Genomic DNA, 18,645 nt, shown 5'->3' with positions numbered 1-18,645 from the left:
CATAGGATTCTCAAATGCGGCCAAAAAGCGGCCAAAAATGCAATATTCGAGGTCTGACCACGCAAGAAATACCTGGTCAGATAGAAAAAACAGCTGTGCCCCTGAAGGGACTCGAACCCCCAACCGTTTCCTTAGGACGGAACTGCTCTTCCATTGAGCTACAGAGGCTGGCCTCCCGATTCTAGGCCAGCCTCGCGCTTGCGGCCCGCGCCCGCCCCGGCTCCGTACATAGCCGGCGCGAACCCCGCACCCGCCACTTGCGCCCACCCGACACAACCCGAGACAGTGTGAACGTGACCGACGAGCCTGCCGCGCCGCCCGCATCCCCCGACACACCGCTCCGCGACCGTGGCCTCTCCCCCACCCCCGCAGACCGCCCCGCCCTGCGCGCCGCCCTCGATCACCCCTTCCTGCTGGGCCTCACCCTCACTCTCGGCGGCCTCGCGGCGATCGTGCTGGGCCTCGCCCTGGCATCCCTGTCGACGATCCTCATCTACATCACCCTCGCCCTCTTCGCGGCGCTGGGGCTCGAGCCCGTCGTCGAGCGCCTCGAACGGCGCGGACTCCCCCGCCCGTGGGGCATCGCGGTGGTCTTCGCGGCGTTCCTGCTGGTCGTGGCGGCGATCATCATCTGGGTCGTTCCCCCGGCGATCGCGCAGATCGGCCAGTTCGTCCGCGCTATCCCTGCGCAGATCACCGAGCTCCAGGCATCCGACTGGTATCGCAGTCTGGAAGCGCAGTTCGGCGACGTGATCGGCGCGGGGCTCGATCAGCTGAAGACCTTCCTCGCCGACCCGGGCAACCTGATGCTGGTCGGCGGTGGCGTCCTCGCCGTCGGGCTCAGTGTCGGCAATGCGCTCTCCGGCGCGGTCATCGTGATCGTCCTGACCCTCTACTTCCTCGCGTCGCTGAGCGCCATGAAGGCCGCGTTCTACCGGCTCGCACCGGCCCGCAACCGGGCCTCGGTCGCCGATCTGACCGAGCGGATCACCGAATCCGTCGGCGGCTACCTCATCGGGATGGTGATCCTGGCAGCGTGCAACGCGGCGTTCGCGACGATCCTCTTCCTCATCCTCGGCCTGCCCTTCCCCGCCCTGATGGGGCTCGCCGCGTTCCTCATCACCCTCATCCCGCTCATCGGCCCGGTGCTCTATTGGGTGATCGCGACCCTCGTCGCGCTCGTCACCAACCCGGTCGGGGCGCTCATCTTCGCGATCCTCTACTTCATCTACATCCAGGTCGAGGCATACGTCCTGACGCCGCGTGTGATGAACAAGGCGATCTCGATCCCCGGCTCCCTCGTCGTGATCGGCGCCCTCGTCGGCGGCACGCTGCTGGGCCTCCTCGGCGCCCTCGTGGCGATCCCGGTCACCGCCGCGATCCTGCTGATCATCAAGCATGTCTTCGTCCCGCGGCAGGACGCGAAGACGTGAGACGACGGTGACGGTGTGATCGAACGAGACATCGCGTCGCCGGACGGACGGATGCTCCACGCGTACGACGCGCCTCCTCCAGGCCGGGTGACGCTGGCACTGCTCTGGCAGCACGGGTCGCCGCAGACCGGAGCCCCGCTCGCGCCGGTGCTCGAGGCGGCCGCGCGCCGCGGCATCCGTGTCTTCTCCTACGGAAGACCCTCCTACGGCGGATCGAGCCCGCACCTCGGACGGGACGTCGGCTCGGCCGCGGCGGACAGCGCGGCCGTCGCCGATGCGCTCGGGATCGATCGCTTCGCCGCGATGGGCGCGTCGGGTGGCGGCCCGCACGCGCTCGCGGCCGGACTCCTGGCCGACCGTGTCATGGGCGCGGTCACGCTCGCGGGTATCGCGCCGTTCTCGACGGAGTTCGACTGGTTCGCCGGGATGGCTACGCCAGCCGCACTCCATTCGGCACGGGACGGGCGCGCCGCGCGAGCCAGGTTCGAGGAGACCGCGGAGTTCGATCCCGCTCAGTTCACACCGGCTGACTATGCGGCGCTCGAGGGCGCCTGGGCATCGCTCGGCGCGGATGTCGAGCGCTCCGGGGCATACGGCTCCGACGGCCTGATCGACGACGACGTCGCGTTCACGTCGCCCTGGGGGTTCGCGTTGGAGGATGTGCGGGCGCCGGTACTGGTCGTGCAGGGCGCGCGCGATCGAGTAGTGCCGCTCGCGCACGGCGAGTGGCTGGCGAGCAGGCTGCCGGACGCGGAATTCTGGCTCCGCCCCGACGACGGACACATCTCCGTGCTCGACGCCGTCCCCGCGGCGATGGACTGGCTGCTCGCCTGTCCCCGGTGACCGGGTGTCGGTGTCAGTTCCGGTTCCGGTTCCGGTGTCGGTGACGGGGAGGAGACTGAGCGGATGCTGCTGTACGAGCTCGTGACCACCACCGATGTCGTGGCATCCACCGCGTCGCGACTCGCGAAGGTCGATGCCCTCGCGACGCTCCTCCGGCTGCTCGAGCCTGAGGAGATCGCGCCCGCCATCGGGTTCCTGCTCGCCAAGCCGCGGCAGGGTCGTATCGGCGTCGGGTGGCGCGGGCTGGCGGCTCTCGAGGTCTCGCACGCCGCAGAGCCCGGCCTCACGGTGCGGGAGGTGGATGCCGCACTCGAACGCCTGGCCGCGGCATCCGGAGCGGGATCGGTCGGCGCGCGCCGCACGGAACTCGACGCGCTCGCCGCGCGTGCGACGGAGGAGGAATGGGGTTTCCTCACCCGCGTCATCCTCGGCGAGCTGCGCACCGGCGCGCTCGAGGGTGTCCTGCTCGACGCCGTCACGCGTGCGTCCGGGCAGCCGGCGGCTGTGGTGCGCCGCGCGGCGATGCTCTCCGGCGACCTCGGTGAGACGGCCCGCATCGCTCTCGCGGGCGAGTCCGGCGAGCTCGCCGCGGTGGGTCTCGTCGTCGGTCGTCCCGTGCTGCCGATGCTCGCCTCGACCGCGGGGTCGGTGGCCGAGGCGATCACGACGATCGCGTGCGAGGCCTCGGTGGAGTACAAGCTCGACGGGGCCCGCATCCAGGTGCACCGCGCCGGCGACCGGGTGCAGGTGTTCACGCGGAACCTCGCCGACATCACGCACCGCGTGCCCGAGCTCGTCGAGATCGTGCGAGCGCTGCCGGTGGATGCCGTCATCCTCGACGGCGAGACCCTGTCGCTGGATGCCGACGGGGCGCCGCGACCGTTCCAGGACACGATGTCGCGGTTCGGGTCGGAGTCCGTCGGCGACACCGCGCTGCGGCCGTGGTTCTTCGACGTGCTCCACGTGGACGGACGCGATCTGATCGACCAAGGACTCGCCGAGCGACAGGCCGAGCTCGAGCGCATCGCCGGGGAGTGGCGCATGCCGGGCGTGATCACGGCGGATATCGAGGTCGCCGCGCAGCTCTCGCGCGACGCGCTCGCGGCGGGGCACGAGGGCGTCGTCGTGAAGGCGCTCGATTCGGAGTATGCCGCCGGGCGACGAGGCAAGAACTGGATCAAGGTCAAGCCCGTGCTCACGTACGACCTGGTCGTCCTCGCGGTCGAGTGGGGGTCGGGCCGGCGCACCGGCCAGCTCTCCAACCTGCACCTCGGCGCGCTCGATCGTGACGGCGAGTTCGGACCTCCCGGAGAGTTCGTCATGGTCGGCAAGACCTTCAAAGGGCTCACGGATGAGCTGCTGCGCTGGCAGACCGCGCATTTCCCCTCGATCGAGACGCACCGCAGCGAGTACGCGGTGCACGTGCGTCCGGTGACGGTGGTCGAGATCGCGATCGACGGCGTGCAGCGCTCGACGCGGTACCCGGGCGGTGTCGCACTGCGCTTCGCCCGGGTCAAGGGCTACCGCCCCGACAAGCGGGCTGACGAGGCCGACACCATCCAGACGCTGCGCGAACTCCTTCGCTGAGTGACCCCCGCCCGCGGGCGGCGTGCGATACCGTCACCGCATGGTTCGTCGCGGCATCCATCCTGCGCATGCGGCCCTGATCGGGGGCGCGCTGGGTGTCGCCGTCCTGAGCGGCTGCACGCCGTCCCCTCCCGCGCCGCCGCCCCCGGGAGCGGTCTTCGATTACCAGTTGGGCGCGCCGTACGAGCCCGACGTGTCCGTGGACGTCGTCGTGCGCGATCGCACCGCCTCACCCGGGGAGGACATGTACTCGATCTGCTACGTGAACGCGTTCCAGACTCAGCCGGGCGAACTCGGTGACTGGCCGGACGAGCTTCTCCTCCGGGATGCCGCGCGCGATGTCGTGTTCGACCCGGACTGGCCCGACGAGGCGTTCGTCGACACCTCCGATGCCGAGGCCGTCGTCGCGGTCGTCGGCCCGTGGATCCGCGGGTGCGCCGAGGACGGATTCGATGCCGTCGAGTTCGACAACCTCGACACCTACAGCCGCGCGCGCGGACTGCTCGAGCGAGCGGATGCCGTCGTGCTCGCGCGTCGCCTCGTCGACGTCGCGCACGCGGCAGGGCTCGCGGCGGCTCAGAAGAACGCCGCGGAGGACACGGCGGTGCTCCACGCGTCCGCGCACTTCGACTTCGCCATCGCCGAGGAATGCGGCGCGTACCGCGAATGCGACGCGTACACCGACGTGTACGGCGACGACGTGCTGGCGATCGAATACACCGACAACCTCACGGGTGTGTCGTTCGACGAGGTCTGCGCCGACCCCGAGCACCCGCGCTCGATCATCCTCCGCGACCGCGCGCTCGGCGCCCCCGACGACGAGGGGTACACGTTCCGGCGATGCTCGTGAGTGGGCGGAGCGCTTCCATCGCAAGGTGTCGCTGATATCTCTGAATGTCGGAGGCTGCGACTAGCGTCGAGTTATGAAGGTTTCGACGATGGATGACGGGATGCAGGGCCTCTGGTCCGACCCCGCGTTCGTCGAGGCCTACACGGCGGTGCTGGACCGCGAGTACGAGGAGCGCGCCGGCTGGGTCGACGACGAGGGCGAGGACGGCGACCTCCCGTCGCCGTCTCCCCTCTCGCTGACCGACGAGCTGCGCGCAGCCGAGAACGCCGTGCGCTCGACCCGGCTGCTGTCCGCGGCACAGGACGAGCTGTTCCACGACGTGCTCGTGCGCGCCGCAGCCGATACGGTGCCGTGGCTCGGCCCGGATCCGACGCTGCACCGTGCCTGGTTGCCTCCGCGGGGCGAGACCATCGCTTCGGTGCGAGCGCGACGGCGCAGCCTCGCCGTGCGGTCGGCGGCGGCGGATCTCAGCGTCCGGGTGCACGTGTCCGAGAACCACGTCCGGACGCGCGCGCATCGCGCCGATGTGCTGCAGCGTCGGTGCCCCGCCCTCTGGACCGCGTATCGCGCGGGGTCCGTCCCCGAGCAGAGCGCGGCGACGATCGCCGAGCTTGCGACAAGCCTTCCGGACGACCCGGAGACCTGGCAGGCGTTCGATGACGGCGTCGCCCAGCCCGCGCAGGAGCTCGGTCATGGCCGGCTGCGCCGCCTCGCGCGAGCGCTGCGGGAACGCGTGCACCCGGAGTCGATCGAGCAGCGCCACGCGCGCGCCGCCGAAGACCGCGCGGCCTGGTTCGACTACGACATGGACGGCATGGGGACGATCCTGGTCTCGGCGCCGGCCGCGAAGGTCAAGGCGATCGAGGAACGCGTCGAAGACCACGCTCGGCACCTCGCCGCGCAGCCCGACGAGCAGCGAACCCTTCCACAGCTGCGCGCCGATCTCGCCTGCGACCTGTTGCAGAGCGGCGACCTCGGCCTCGGGGTGACGACCACGGTGCGCGTGACGGTGCCGGTACTGACGCTGCTCGGGCACTCCGACGAGCCGGCGACCCTCGACGGCGTCGGCCCCATCGACATCGACACCGCCCGGCGCCTCGCCGGCGGCGCGTCCAGCTGGATCCGTGTGCTCACAGACCCCATCTCCGGCGCCGTGCTCTCCGTCGACCGCTCGACGCGTCGGGTCTCGCGCGATCTGCAGCGCTACCTCGGCGTCCTGTACCCCACGTGCACCTTCCCCGGCTGCACCCGCCCTTCGCATCGCTGCGACATCGACCACCGCACCCGCTGGACCGACGGCGGCGCCACGTCAGCCGACAACCTCGGTCCGCTCTGCCCGCACCATCACTCCCTGAAGGACGAGACCCGCTGGTCGTTGGTCGCGAACGGTGCCGGCCTCACCTGGACCAGCCCGACGGGTGTCGTCACCGATACGGACCCGCCCCCGTTCTGATAAGGCTTGCCCCGCCCCGCCCTCGCATCGCACGGCACCGACGCGCTCCACCCGGCGCCGCCTCACGCGGGTCTGCCTTGCGTCGCGATCTCCCCGAAGGATGGGCCGGCCGGCAATGTGCGGTCGCCGACGCCTAACAACGCGACGACCCGCCCCGCTCCGCCTCGCCTCGCCTCGCCTCGCAGTCATGTGCCGCCCGCCGCCAACCGCCCCTACTTGAAGATCCGCCGCCACACGTTGGTGTCGGCAAGGTCCAACAGCTCGTCGCCTCGCCCGGACAGCACGGTCTTGAGCGCCCAGATCGTGAAGCCCTTCGCCTGCGCGAGCGTGATGGCCGGCGGGATCGACAGCTCGTCACGCGCCGTCACCACGTCGAGCAGCACCGGCCCGCCGCTCGCGAACGCGGCCTCCAATGCCGGCCGCAGTTCCGTCCCCTTCTCCACGCGGATGCCGGTGATCCCCATCGCCTGGGCGACGTCGGCGAAGTTCGGGTTGGTCAACTCCGTGCCGAACGTGACGATCCCGGCGGCCTTCATCTCGAGCTCGATGAAGTTCAGCGACGAGTTGTTGTAGACGACGATGACCACCGGCAGGTCGTTCTGCCGCGCCGAGAGGAGGTCGCCGAGGAGCATCGAGAGTCCGCCGTCGCCGGCCAGCGCGATGACCTGCCGCGACCGATCGGCGGCCTTCGCACCGAGCGCCTGGGGCAGGGCGTTCGCCATCGACCCATGGACGAACGAACCGAGCAGCCGCCGGTCCCGCGTCATCGTGAGGTACCGCGCCGCCCAGATCACCGGGCTGCCGACGTCGGCCGTGAAGACGGCATCCTGTGCGGCCAGCTCGTCGATCATCCGCGTGACGTACTGCGGATGCAGCGGCGTCTTGCCGTCGTCGACGGCCAGGTCGTCGAGCTGGCGCCGTGTCTTCGCGTAGTGGTCGACGCTCTCCTTCAGGTGCTTGCCGTTGCGGCCCGCGGTGATGAGCGGCATCAGCGCCAAGGCGGTCTCGCGCACACCGCCGACGATGCCGACGTCGACGGGGGTGCGCTTGCCGAGCTGCTCGCCGCGGATGTCGACCTGCACGATCTGCGCCTTCTCCGGGAAGAACTGCCGGTACGGGAAGTCGGTGCCGAGCATGAGCAGCGCATCGCACTTCTCCATCGCGCGGTAGCCGGACGCGAACCCGAGCAGCCCCGTCATCCCGACGTCGTACGGGTTCTCCCACTCGATGTGCTCCTTGCCGCGGAGGGCATGCACGATCGGCGCCTGCAGGGCCTCCGCGAGCGCGATGACCTCGTCGTGCGCGTCCTCGACGCCGGCACCGGCGAGGATCGTGATCTTCTTCGCGCCGTTGAGCATGTCGGCGGCGGCGCGCAGCTCGGACTCGACCGGCACGACTTCGCTGAGCGCGCGGCGGATGGGCGCGGTCGGCCTGCGGTCGGGCGCGTCCTGGAAAAACAGGTCGCCGGGGACCGTGACGACGGCGACGCCACGCTTCTCGACGGCCGCGCGCATCGCGATCTCCAGCACCCACGGCAGCTGCGAAGGGTCGCCGACGAGCTCGGAGTACACGCTGCACTCGCGGAACAGCTCCTGCGGGTGCGTTTCCTGGAAGTAGCCGCCGCCGATCTCGGCGGAGGGGATGTGCGAGGCGATCGCGAGCACGGGCACCCGGTTGCGGTTCGCGTCGAAGAGCCCGTTGATGAAGTGCAGGTTGCCGGGGCCGCTGGAGCCGGCGACGACGGCGAGCTCGCCGGTCAGCTCCGCGTCCGCGCCGGCGGCGAAGGCGGCGGCCTCCTCGTGCCGCATGTGCAGCCACTCGATCCGCCCGTCCCGGCGCAGCGCGTCGGTGAAGGCGTTGAGCGAATCGCCCGCGAGCCCCCAGACGCGTGTCACTCCGGCTCGGACGAGGGTGTCGATGAAGAACTCCGCGACGTTCGGCATGCGCGCCACGGTACGCCGCCGGCGGCGGCATCCCCAGCCCCTTGCGGGAGCGGCCGGCGCATGACAGGGGACGTCTCACCGGAAGTCGCGCGAGCGGTGCTGCACCCCCACGCGGAGATCGTCGAAGCGGTCGGCCAGCACGTTCGTCACCCCCTCCGTCGAGCGTTCCAGGATGCCGCGGGCGATGAGCGCGGGGCTGTCGCGCAGCACCCGGCGGTAGCGGTTCCACACGCCGGTCGAGCAGATGACGTTGACGAGCCCGTGCTCGTCCTCGAGGTTCAGGAACGTGACACCGGATGCCGTCGCCGGCCGCTGCCGGTGCGTCACGAGCCCGGCCACCTCGATGCGGCGGCCGCTCTCGTGCGTGCGCAGCTCGCGGGAGGTGAGCACGCCGCGCGCATCGAGCTCGGACCGGTAGTGCGTCATCGGGTGGTCGTCGGTGGAGATCCCGGTCGCCCAGAGGTCGGCGGCGAGCGTCTCGTAGCTCGTCGGGTCGGGGAACAGCGGCGGCTGCACGGCCACGAGCGAGTCCGGCAGGAACTCGATGCGGTCCTGCGCGGCATCCCCCGCCAGCCAGATGCCCTCGCGCCGCGTGATGCCGAGGCACTCGAACGCCCCCGCCGTCGCGAGCGCCTCCAGCTGCGCGGTGTTCGCGCCCGTCCGGCGCACGAGGTCGCGGAGGTCGCGGTACGGCCCGCGCGCGTCGCGCTCCGCGACGATCCGCTCGGCCAGCCGCGCGCCGATGCCGGTGACGGCGGCGAGCCCCAGCCGCACGGCGAACGCGCCGTCGCGGCGGTGCGCGGCGTACTCGTCCGGCGCGTGGATGTCGAACGGGCCGACGGGCGGCTGGAGGCGCTCGGCGCACACGTCGCGGCCCGTCGGCGCACCCGCCACACCACCCTCGACCACCTCGAGCCCGGCTTCGACCCCGGAGAGCAGCAGGTCGGGGCGGCGCACCTCCACGCCGTGCCGGCGCGCGTCGGCGACGAGGGTCGCGGGCGAGTAGAAGCCCATCGGCTGGGCGCGCAGCAGCCCGGCGAGGAAGACGCCCGGGTAGTGCAGCTTGAGCCACGACGACGCATAGACGAGCAGCCCGAACGACAGCGAGTGGCTCTCGGCGAACCCGAAGTTCGCGAACGCCTGGATCTTCGTATAGATGTCATCGGCCACGTCGCCGACGAGCCCGTTCTCCGCCATCCCGGCGTACAGCTTCCGCTTGAGCGAGTCGATCCGCTCGATGCCGCGCTTGGAGCCCATCGCGCGGCGCAGCAGATCGGCATCCTCACCCGTCAGCCCGCCGACCGCCATGCCCATCTGCATGAGCTGCTCCTGGAAGACCGGGATCCCGAGGGTGCGCTCGAGCACGGGCCGGAGCTTCTCGTGGGCATACGTGACCTTCTCCTGCCCGAGCTTGCGCCGCACGTACGGGTGCACGGCGCCGCCCTGGATGGGACCGGGGCGAATGAGCGCGATCTCGATCACGAGGTCGTAGAACCGGCGCGGCTGCAGGCGCGGGAGCAGCCCCATCTGCGCGCGGGACTCGACCTGGAACACGCCGATCGAGTCGGCGCGGCAGAGCATGTCGTAGACGGCCTGCTCCTCCTTCGGCATCGTGGCGAGCTCCCACCGCTCCCCCGTGGCCTCCGCGATCATGTCGAAGCAGTACTGCAGGGCCGCGAGCATCCCGAGCCCCAGCAGATCGAACTTCACGAGCCCCATCCACGCGGCGTCGTCCTTGTCCCACTGGATGACGGTGCGGTTCTCCATCCGGGCGTGCTCGATCGGCACGACCTCGCCGACGGGCCGATCGGTGAGCACCATCCCGCCGGAATGGATGCCGAGGTGCCGCGGCGCCTTCAACAGCTCGGCGGCGTACTCGATGACGCGGTCGGGGATGTCGTGGTCCGGTCCCGACTCGAGCATCGCGCCCCACCGCTCGACCTGCTTCGACCAGGCGTCCTGCTGCCCCGGCGAATGCCCGAGCGCCTTGGCCATGTCGCGGACGGCGTTCTTCGGGCGGTACTGGATGACGTTGGCGACCTGCGCGGCCCGGTCCCGCCCGTAGGTGGCGTACACCCACTGGATGATCTCCTCCCGCCGGTCGGAGTCGAAGTCCACGTCGATGTCGGGTTCCTCTTCGCGCAGCGCCGAGAGGAACCGCTCGAACGGCAGCTGGAAGTAGATCGAGTCGATCGCGGTGATGTCCAGCAGGTAGCACACGGCGCTGTTGGCGGCGGACCCCCGCCCCTGGCACAGGATGCCGCGGCGCCGCGCCTCCTGCACGATCCCGTGCACGATGAGGAAGTAGCCGGGGAAGTCCTTCTGCTCGATGACCCCGAGCTCCCGCTCGATGCGGGCGCGGTCCTCCGGCGGGAGGTCGGGGTACTTCCGGGGCACCGCGTCCCACACGAGCTTCCGCAGCCACGTCATGGGCGTGTGCCCCTCCGGGACGGGCAGCTTCGGCAGGGCGGGCTTCGCCCGCCGAAGCGGGAAGGCCAGCTCGTCGGCGAGCTCGACGGTGCGCGCGACGGCGCCGGGATACCGGCGGAACCGCCGGGCCATCTCCACACCGGAGCGCAGGTGCGCGCCGGCGTGGGAGGGCAGCCACCCGTCCAGCTCGTCGAGCCCGCGGTTCGCGCGCACGGCCGCGACGGCCGCGGCCAGCTGCACCTTCTCCGGGACGGCGTAGTGCACGTTGTTGCTTGCGAGGATCGGCAGCCCCCGGTCGCGGGCGAGGGCGGCAAGCAGGTCGTTGTCGCGCGAGTCGGTGGGGGTGCCGTGGTCGATGAGCTCGACGTTGACGGCATCCCGCCCGAACAGGGCGACGAGCCGGTCGAGCTCGTCGGCGGCCGCCGCGGCGCCGCCGGCGGCGAGCGCGTGGCGGACCGTGCCCTTCCGGCATCCGGTGAGGATCGCCCAGTGCCCGTCGCCCTGCGCCGCCAGCTCGTCGAGGTCGTAGAGCGGCCGCCCCTTCTCCTGCCCGGCGAGCTGCGCGTGGGTGATCGCCGCCGCGAGCCGGTGATACCCCTCCTCCCCGCGGGCGAGGACGAGCAGGTGCGCGCCTGCCGGGTCGGGCTCGCCGTTCTGCGGCTTCGGCAGGTCGAGCGACAGCTCCGCACCGAACACCGTCTTCACCGCGAGGTGCTCGGCGGCCTCGGCGAAGCGGACGATCCCGTAGAACCCGTCGTGGTCGGTCACCGCGAGGGCGTGCAGCCCGAGCCGCTCGGCCTCCTCGGCGAGCTCCTCCGGCGACGACGCCCCGTCGAGGAACGAGAACGACGAGTGCGCGTGCAGCTCGGCGTACGCCACGGCGGTGTCGGGACGCTCGATGGGCGGCGGCGCGTACTTCCCGCGCTTGCGCGACCAGGCGGGGCTGTCCCCGCCGTCGGCGTTCGCGGGGGTGCCCTCGGGGCGGCGCCGGTCGCTGAGCAGCCGCTCCATCTCCGACCACGGCACGGAGGGGTTGTGGAAGCCCATCAGTCGTACAGCCCTTCGGCGTGCCAGACGCCCTCTTCGCACACGAGCAGCCAGGCGGTCTGGGTGATGTCGACCACTTGGAAGCGGTGCGCGCGCCGCGCGCGGGCATCCCACCCCCGCTCGATGACCGGCCAGGGACCGGCCCACGTCCCGATCGCGCGGGAACGGCCGCCCGCGACGAGGGCGACGGGGGATGCCGTGAGCTCGCCGCGCCCGTCGACGGCGACCATGTCGCCGTCACCGTCGACCACGGCGACGGGCACCTGCTCGGCGAACACGGTCGCCGGCAGCGGATCGGGCAGGCTCCCCGGCCACGGGCGGTCGCGCGTCTGCGTGCCGACGGGCCGGTCGCCCCACGGCACGAGCATCTGCCGCTCCGCGAGCCACCGGCCGCCGCCGACGGCCGGGATGAGCACGCCGCGATGCCCGAGCATCGCCTGCACACGGGACAGGGCGTGGTGCACGCGCTCCTCGGGACCCGAGCCGAACAGGGTGGCGGTGTGATGGGAGGCGGCATCCACCCCCTCCGGCTCGATCCGCACCCGCGCGACGGGGCTGCGGAGCCCCTGCTCCGCGAGCTGCCAGCGCACCCGGTCGACGACGGCGGACGCGTCGAAGGCGCCGGGATGCAACCACACCCGGTCGCTGCGGTCGCCGTGGTCGCCCGTCAGCACGACCCGCAGCTCCGTGCAGACGAGGTCGACGGCCCCGAGCCCCGCGATGAACTCCTCCGCTGCGATGCGCATGCCGAACGCGACCTGCTCGGCCAGCTCGAGCGGCGGCTCGAAGGAGACCTCGCGGTGCAGCTCGGGCGGCGGGGTCCGGGGTGTCACGGGCCGGGAGTCCGACCCCGCGGCGAGCGCGTGCAGGCGCGCGCCGCGCGGCCCGAACCGCTCGACGAGGCGCTCCGGGGCCATCTCGGCCACCTGCCCGAGCGTCTTCACGCCCAGCCGCGCGAAGAGGTCGACCACGTCGTCCTCCAGCGCCGTGACCGGCAGCGGGGCGAGGAAGGCGGCGGACTCCCCCGCCGGCACGATCCGCAGCGGATCCTCCCGCCGCGTCCCGGCGCGGGCGGCCTGCTCCGCGGTGAACGGCCCATCGGCGATCCCGGCGCGGACATCGGCCAGCCCGGCGTCGGCGAGCGCGCCGACCAGCACCGTCGCAGCGGCCGCCTCCCCGCCGTAGAAGCGGGCGGGACCTCGGGCGCGCAGGGCGCAGAGTCCCGGCTGCAGGAGCTGCACCCCCGGCGCGAGCTCCTCGAGGCGGGCGATGAGCGGCGCGAACGCCCGGTGGTCGCGCGTCTCGTCGGCCTCGACCACGAGCAGATGCGGGCAGCGCGCCTGCGCGTCACGCCGCCGCTGCCCCCGCCGCACCCCCTCGACGCGGGCTGCTGCGGAGCACGCCGCGACGGCGCCCTTCGCGAAGACGGCGATCGGCAGCTCCGGGTCGGGCGGATCGTCGCCGTCTCGCGTGAGGGCGACGACCGGCCAATCGGGCACCCACACGATGAGGCTGCGGAGGGGCTCCATCTCAGCCCACCGCCCGCATCGGCGCCGGCGACGGCGCCGACGCCGACTCCCACTCAAGGCGCTTCCGGTCGTCCCGCATCGGCGCGACGGTGCCGTCCGGCGCGGGCAGCAGCATCCGCTCGGAGCGGGGCGTCGGGAACCGCCGGCTGGAGACGGTCACCGTGAGCTCGCGCGACGACAGCATCCCGTAGCCGTCGCCGAGACCCGACCAGTGCGGCTCGGCGACGTCGATCATCGCCTCGGTCTGCGGCCACGGCCCCTGCACGAGCAGCACCGAGCCGCGCTCGCGCATGCGGGCGGCCAGGCGCGAGATGTCGGCATCCTTCGCCCGTGCCGGCGGACGGACCACGACGAGCGGGAGCACCTCGGCGATCGTCGCCGTCACGACCATCCAGCGCTGCCCGGGATCGGGGATCAGCACGAGACGCGACAGGTCGACGCCGACCTTCTCAGCAGCCTCCGCCCCGAAGCCGGGAACCCCCACGACCCCGCACCACGACCCCGCCTGCGAGGGCTGCGCGAGCAGCGCGAACAGCAGCGACATCGACGAGCCCAGCGAATACGACGACCCCGGGCGCAGCCCCCGCCCGGGCAGCAGCCCCGCCAGCGCGGGATGCGTCGGCAGCACGGGCGCGTCCATGCGGCGCCCCTGCACCTTCTCGAGCTGGGCGCGCAGTCGCTGCACCTCCTGCACCGCAGCCGCGTTCCGCACGATCGTCCTCACTTCAACAGCTTAGAACCTATGTTCTAGTTCCTCAATGCTGTTGTCGAAGATAAGGACGACCTCCGACATCGCGGTCTCGGCGGCGTCGGATGCGGAAGATCAGGCGGCGAGTGCCAGGTACGGCTCCCAGACGGGGTCGCCGCGCTCGGTGCCCCGCACCGTCCACTGCGCACCGCGCGGCGGCTGCGGGACGATGCGCAGCTGCCAGCCCATCTCCTGCGGCGTGCGGTTCCCCTTGGCGTTGTTGCAGCGGAGGCAGCAGGCGACGAGGTTCTCCCAGGAGTCCGCTCCGCCGCGCGAGCGCGGGAGCACATGGTCGATCGTCGTGGCGTTCTTGGCGCAGTACCCGCAGCGCTGCCCGTCGCGACGCAGCACGCCGCGACGCGTCACCGGCACCCGCCGCGCACCGGGCACGCGCACGTATCTGGTCAGCAGGATCACCGCCGGACGGTCGTAGGAGGAGCGGGTTCCCCACACGGGATCTCCGTCCACCCGTTCGATCACGACGGCCTTGTCGTTCATCACGAGCACGAGGGCTCGCTTGAACGACACGACGGCCAGCGGTTCATATCCTGCGTTCAGCACCAGGGTGCGCATTCGGTGTCCTCTCGAACGGCCGTGACGGCTTCAGCGGTTGTCCGGTTGCGACGATCACGTTCCCCGAGCGGGTGCAGGCACGAAAAAAGGCGCTGTCACGAAGACAGCGCCTTACTCCCACGACGGATGTCGCGGCAGTCGTGCACACGATGACGAAGGACATAGCGACCTAGCGCATCCACGGTTCGAATGCGGGGTACTGCGTCCATCGGCTCCCCCTCGGCTCACACGAGCGTCGGGATCAGGGTATTACAGCCTGGAGACACCGGGCGCAGAACGCCCGATGAATCCGCGTGTCGGCTTGTCAGCCGGCGTTGGCGCTGAGGAAGCCCTCGGCGTTGACCCAGGAGCCGCCCACGTAGATCTCGAGGTGCAGGTGGGTGCCGAACGCGCGTCCGGTGTCGCTGACCTGACCGATCAGCTGGCCGGCCGAAACGGTCTGGCCGACCGTGACGCGGCGCGTGCCGTAGCCCATGTGCGCGTAGAGCGAGGTGACGGTGCGACCGCCGATGTTGTGCGCGATCTTGACGTACACACCCCAGCCCGGGCCGCTCTCGCTCGAGGCGACGACGACGCCGTCCGCGATCGAGTAGATCGGGGTACCGCGGGCGACCATGTAGTCGGTGCCCTTGTGGCCGGCATACGGGGTGCCGAAGTTGTCGAAGTGGGGAAGGGGGCGCACGACCGACCCGGCAGCGGCGATCGACGCGGGGACGTCCATGCTCATGGACGAGCTGCTGCTGCTACTGCTGCTGCTGGCGACGGCGGCGGCGGCCAGACGGGCGGCGAGCGCCTTCTTCGCGGCTTCGGCGGCCTTCTTCTTGGCGATCTCCTCGGGCGTCGTGGCGGAGTATCCGCCGCGCTCGAGCGCCTCGGGGGTCGCCTCGGAGGCGACGACCAGGTTCTGCGCGTTCTCGGCGGCGACCTGCTGCAGGGTCATGGCCTCGGCGGCCGTGCCGCGCGACGCCGCGAAGGCGGGGATGGCGACGGTGGCGACGAGCCCTGCGACGGCGGTGACCGTCAGGAGGCTCCGCAGGGGGTGCACCTTGCGGTCGCGGCCACGCACGGGCGCGGATGCCGCGACGACGGCGGTGCTGCGCTGCTGGCGCGCGACGGGAGTCTTGGAGGCGGAGCGACGCGCCAGAAGATGGCGCACGCGGTCCCGCCTCACGGGACTCGTCTTGTCGGTCTCGGGTGACTCCGACGACGAATCGATCTGTTCAGCCAAAAGTTCCTCCGGCGCCCCCGCGTTCGCACGCTGGCTCGTCGGTGATCAGTGTCAGGCACAGATGTACGGGTGTCACCACGCGAACGACGAGCCGATGAGGCAATTCGTGCGGCGGTCCTGTGGCGGGCTTCTCGCCGTTGGACTCTCCGAGGCTACCGGAAGGTAACGAATATGTCACGCAGGCCGGGTTGTGCACACCGGCTTCCCTGGTGACGCTCAGGCTCGGGGCACGGAGCGGCGGGCGTTCAGACCCGCTCGCGCGCGTCCACGAGGAAGATGTGGGACGCCACCTCGACGGGCAGTTCGAGGCCTTCGTCCTTGCCGTCCATCTGGACGAGGACATAGCCCTCGCTGAACCGGTACTCCCCTGCCCCGCCCGGGACGACGCCGGCGTCGCGCAGCTGGATGAGCAGCTCGGGGTCGACCTGCACGGGCTCCGCAAGGCGCCGCACCGTGCCGACGACCGGTCCGCCGACCTGCTCCAGCAGGCGCACGAGGCCGACAACTCCTTCATCGAAGGTGCGCGCCGGGACGTCGCCGAGCTGGTCGAGACCCGGGATCGGGTTGCCGTACGGCGACTCGGTGGGGTGGTCGAGCAGTTCGATGAGGCGCCGCTCGACGAGCTCGCTCATGACGTGCTCCCACCGGCATGCCTCTTCGTGCACGTACGCCCAGTCCAGGCCGATGACGTCGCTGAGGAGTCGCTCGGCCAGGCGGTGCTTGCGCATGACGTCGACGGCCTTCTGGCGCCCGGCACCGGTCAGCTCGAGTCGACGGTCCTCGGACACGACGACGAGGCCGTCGCGCTCCATCCGTCCGATCGTCTGCGACACCGTCGGACCGGAGTGGCCGAGCCGCTCGGAGATGCGTGCGCGCAGGGGGATGATCCCCTCCTCCTCGAGTTCGAGGATGGTGCGCAGATACATCTCGGTGGTGTCGATCAAGTCGGTCATGAAGGGCCTCGGTGCACGGGTCGGGGGTGCCGATCCAGCCTATCCGTTTGTGACGGCCCGGAGACGTGAGAGCCGCCCCACGCTCTCTAGACTCATGACATGGCCCACGTGACGCTGCCTCGCGAGATTCTGCCCGCCGACGGACGATTCGGCTGCGGCCCGTCCAAGATCCGCGAGGAGCAGATCGCCTCGCTCGCCGGCCCCGGTGCCGTGCTGATGGGCACCTCGCATCGCCAGCCCGCCGTGAAGAGCCTCGTGGGCCAGGTCCGCGCGGGACTGTCCGACCTCCTGCGCCTGCCGGAGGGCTACGAGATCATCCTCGGCAACGGCGGCTCGACCGCGTTCTGGGATGCCGCCGCGTTCGGCCTCATCGACAAGCGCGCGCAGAACCTCGTCTTCGGCGAGTTCGGCGGGAAGTTCGCCGCCGCCGCCGGCGCCCCGTGGCTCGAGGCGCCCGACGTCCGCACGGCAGCACCGGGCACCAGCACGACGCCGGAGGAGGTCGAGGGCGTCGACGTCTACGCGTGGCCGCACAACGAGACCTCGACCGGTGTCGCCGCCGCGGTCACCCGCGTGCAGGGCGACGAGGGCGCCCTGACCGTCATCGACGCGACGAGCGCCGCGGGCGGGATCAACGTCCGCGTCTCGGAGAGCGACGTCTACTACTTCGCCCCGCAGAAGAACCTCGGCTCCGACGGCGGCCTGTGGTTCGCCGCGGTCTCCCCCGCGGCCATCGAGCGGATCGAGCGGATCGCGGCATCCGGTCGCTACATCCCGGAGTTCCTCAGCCTCAAGAACGCGGTGGACAACTCGCGCCTCAACCAGACGCTGAACACCCCCGCCGTCGCGACGCTGCACCTGCTGGACAAGCAGCTCGAGTGGATCAACGGCAACGGAGGGCTCGGCTGGGCGAGCGCCCGCACGTCGGAGTCCTCGAACGCCCTCTACGAGTGGGCCGAGGCGTCGAGCTTCGCGACGCCGTTCGTCGCAGACCCGGCCGACCGCTCCCCCGTCGTCGTCACGATCGACTTCGACGACGCGATCGATGCGGCGGCCGTCGCGAAGAGCCTGCGCGGCAACGGCATCCTGGACACCGAGCCGTACCGCAAGCTCGGCCGCAACCAGCTGCGCATCGCGACGTTCGTCTCGATCGAGCCGGACGACGTGCGCCGGCTCATCCAGTGCATCGACTACACGGTGGAGCACCTGGCCGACTGAGCCGGTCCGGCAGGATCACTCCGCGAGCGGAGACGGCTGCGGCGTCAGGACCGAGGCCACGATCGCCTCGATCGCGAACGCGCTCGCGCGCCCGAGGTCGACGGCGGTGGGATCGAGCAGCCACTGCACCTGGAGACCGTCCATGACGGCCAGGATCGACGCCGACGCCGTCTCGACGGCATCCGGCGCCGTGATGCCGCGCTGCGCGCACACCACCGCGAACGCGTGCGCGACCTCGGCGCGCAGGATCGTGTAGCGGCGCTCGAAGAACGGCCGCCCGGGGTGGTCGTCGGTGACCGACTCGGCCGAGAGCACCGCGTAGGCCTGCACGATGCCGGGGCGCTGCTCGTTGCGGAACGCCGTCTGCACGAGGTGGCGGAACAGCGGCAGTCCGTCCGGGATGTGCTGACCCTCGAGGTCGGCGACGTCGGTCTCGTCCCGGTGCGCGAGAACCTCCAGGAGGAGCTGATCCTTCGACCCGAAGTGATGCAGGATGCCGGCGTGCGTCATCCCCACCTGATCGGCGATGTCCTGCAGCGTGCCGCCGGCGAACCCCTTGCTGCCGAAGATCTCCGTGGCGGCGTCGAGGATGTCGCGGCGACGCGCGATCGTCTCGGGCCGCGATCGCGGCGGGCGGCGCTGTCCGGCCATGGATCGGCCCCTTCATCTGCGGTCGGTCACCGATTCTACGCACGGGGATTCCGGCGCCTTCGGCAGGACTTGTAAAAGTTACTTACTTGATTGTAAGTTAAATCTCGCAATCACGCTCGGAGTCGAGTGGCCCGTGAGGCACGGCGACGCCGCCCGTCC

General features: G+C 71.2%; 14 protein-coding genes and 1 tRNA gene. 6 read left to right on the top strand and 9 right to left on the bottom strand.

All coding sequences use genetic code 11. From position 1 onward, the window contains the following. Positions 1 to 96: 96 nt before the first annotated feature. Positions 97 to 168: transfer RNA gene (locus tag QZL85_RS00570), tRNA-Arg, on the bottom strand. 125 nt (positions 169 to 293) lie between these two features. Here QZL85_RS00570 and QZL85_RS00565 point away from each other — a divergent pair. From QZL85_RS00565 to QZL85_RS00545, 5 genes are all read left to right on the top strand, one after another. Next, positions 294 to 1,433 (top strand): AI-2E family transporter, encoded by a 1,140-nt coding sequence (locus QZL85_RS00565; protein ID WP_295572330.1) that lies wholly within the window; start codon positions 294 to 296, stop codon positions 1,431 to 1,433. Positions 1,434 to 1,448: 15 nt separating this feature from the next. Next, the gene (locus QZL85_RS00560) at positions 1,449 to 2,276 is read left to right on the top strand and encodes an alpha/beta fold hydrolase (RefSeq protein WP_295572327.1); all 828 of its coding nucleotides are present in this window, start codon (positions 1,449 to 1,451) and stop codon (positions 2,274 to 2,276) included. Between the two features lie 63 nt (positions 2,277 to 2,339). Continuing rightward, positions 2,340 to 3,863: an ATP-dependent DNA ligase gene (locus QZL85_RS00555; protein ID WP_295572324.1), complete on the top strand. Its 1,524-nt coding sequence runs from the start codon at positions 2,340 to 2,342 to the stop codon at positions 3,861 to 3,863. Between the two features lie 40 nt (positions 3,864 to 3,903). Then, entirely contained in the window at positions 3,904 to 4,713 is an 810-nt protein-coding gene (locus QZL85_RS00550; RefSeq protein WP_295572321.1) for an endo alpha-1,4 polygalactosaminidase, read from the top strand. 73 nt (positions 4,714 to 4,786) lie between these two features. Then, entirely contained in the window at positions 4,787 to 6,166 is a 1,380-nt protein-coding gene (locus QZL85_RS00545; RefSeq protein WP_295572318.1) for an HNH endonuclease signature motif containing protein, read from the top strand. A 212-nt stretch (positions 6,167 to 6,378) separates the two neighbouring features. Here the strand turns inward: QZL85_RS00545 and poxB are convergent, their stop codons facing one another. The 7 genes from poxB to QZL85_RS00510 all read right to left on the bottom strand — a co-directional run bounded on the left by poxB (position 6,379) and on the right by QZL85_RS00510 (position 16,617). Continuing rightward, on the bottom strand, positions 6,379 to 8,109 hold the full coding sequence (poxB, locus tag QZL85_RS00540) for a ubiquinone-dependent pyruvate dehydrogenase (protein ID WP_295572316.1): 1,731 nt from the start codon (positions 8,107 to 8,109) through the stop codon (positions 6,379 to 6,381). 75 nt (positions 8,110 to 8,184) lie between these two features. Beyond that, positions 8,185 to 11,586 (bottom strand): error-prone DNA polymerase, encoded by a 3,402-nt coding sequence (locus QZL85_RS00535; RefSeq protein WP_295572313.1) that lies wholly within the window; start codon positions 11,584 to 11,586, stop codon positions 8,185 to 8,187. Beyond that, complete coding sequence (locus tag QZL85_RS00530) at positions 11,586 to 13,115, bottom strand: DNA polymerase Y family protein (protein ID WP_295572310.1); 1,530 nt, start codon at positions 13,113 to 13,115, stop codon at positions 11,586 to 11,588. Before QZL85_RS00530 ends, QZL85_RS00535 begins: the two co-directional genes overlap by 1 nt. 1 nt (position 13,116) lies before the next feature. Beyond that, positions 13,117 to 13,827 (bottom strand): hypothetical protein, encoded by a 711-nt coding sequence (locus QZL85_RS00525; protein ID WP_366208640.1) that lies wholly within the window; start codon positions 13,825 to 13,827, stop codon positions 13,117 to 13,119. A gap of 111 nt (positions 13,828 to 13,938) precedes the next feature. After that, complete coding sequence (locus QZL85_RS00520; protein WP_295572304.1) at positions 13,939 to 14,436, bottom strand: HNH endonuclease; 498 nt, start codon at positions 14,434 to 14,436, stop codon at positions 13,939 to 13,941. Positions 14,437 to 14,740: 304 nt separating this feature from the next. Then, positions 14,741 to 15,592: a M23 family metallopeptidase gene (locus QZL85_RS00515; RefSeq protein WP_295572302.1), complete on the bottom strand. Its 852-nt coding sequence runs from the start codon at positions 15,590 to 15,592 to the stop codon at positions 14,741 to 14,743. A 317-nt stretch (positions 15,593 to 15,909) separates the two neighbouring features. Then, positions 15,910 to 16,617 (bottom strand): metal-dependent transcriptional regulator, encoded by a 708-nt coding sequence (locus tag QZL85_RS00510; RefSeq protein ID WP_295572300.1) that lies wholly within the window; start codon positions 16,615 to 16,617, stop codon positions 15,910 to 15,912. Between the two features lie 99 nt (positions 16,618 to 16,716). Between QZL85_RS00510 and serC the strand changes: the two genes are divergently transcribed. Further along, on the top strand, positions 16,717 to 17,835 hold the full coding sequence (gene serC, locus QZL85_RS00505; protein ID WP_295572299.1) for a phosphoserine transaminase: 1,119 nt from the start codon (positions 16,717 to 16,719) through the stop codon (positions 17,833 to 17,835). Positions 17,836 to 17,850: 15 nt separating this feature from the next. Here the strand turns inward: serC and QZL85_RS00500 are convergent, their stop codons facing one another. Continuing rightward, positions 17,851 to 18,486, bottom strand: a complete 636-nt coding sequence (locus QZL85_RS00500; protein WP_295572297.1) for a TetR/AcrR family transcriptional regulator — start codon at positions 18,484 to 18,486, stop codon at positions 17,851 to 17,853. Positions 18,487 to 18,645: the final 159 nt, after the last annotated feature.

The sequence above is a fragment of the uncultured Microbacterium sp. genome (assembly GCF_900078385.1).
In the GTDB taxonomy this organism is placed as follows: domain Bacteria; phylum Actinomycetota; class Actinomycetes; order Actinomycetales; family Microbacteriaceae; genus Microbacterium.
The sequence above is the reverse complement of the archived record's forward strand: the minus strand, read 5'-3'. Positions and strand labels throughout refer to the sequence as shown.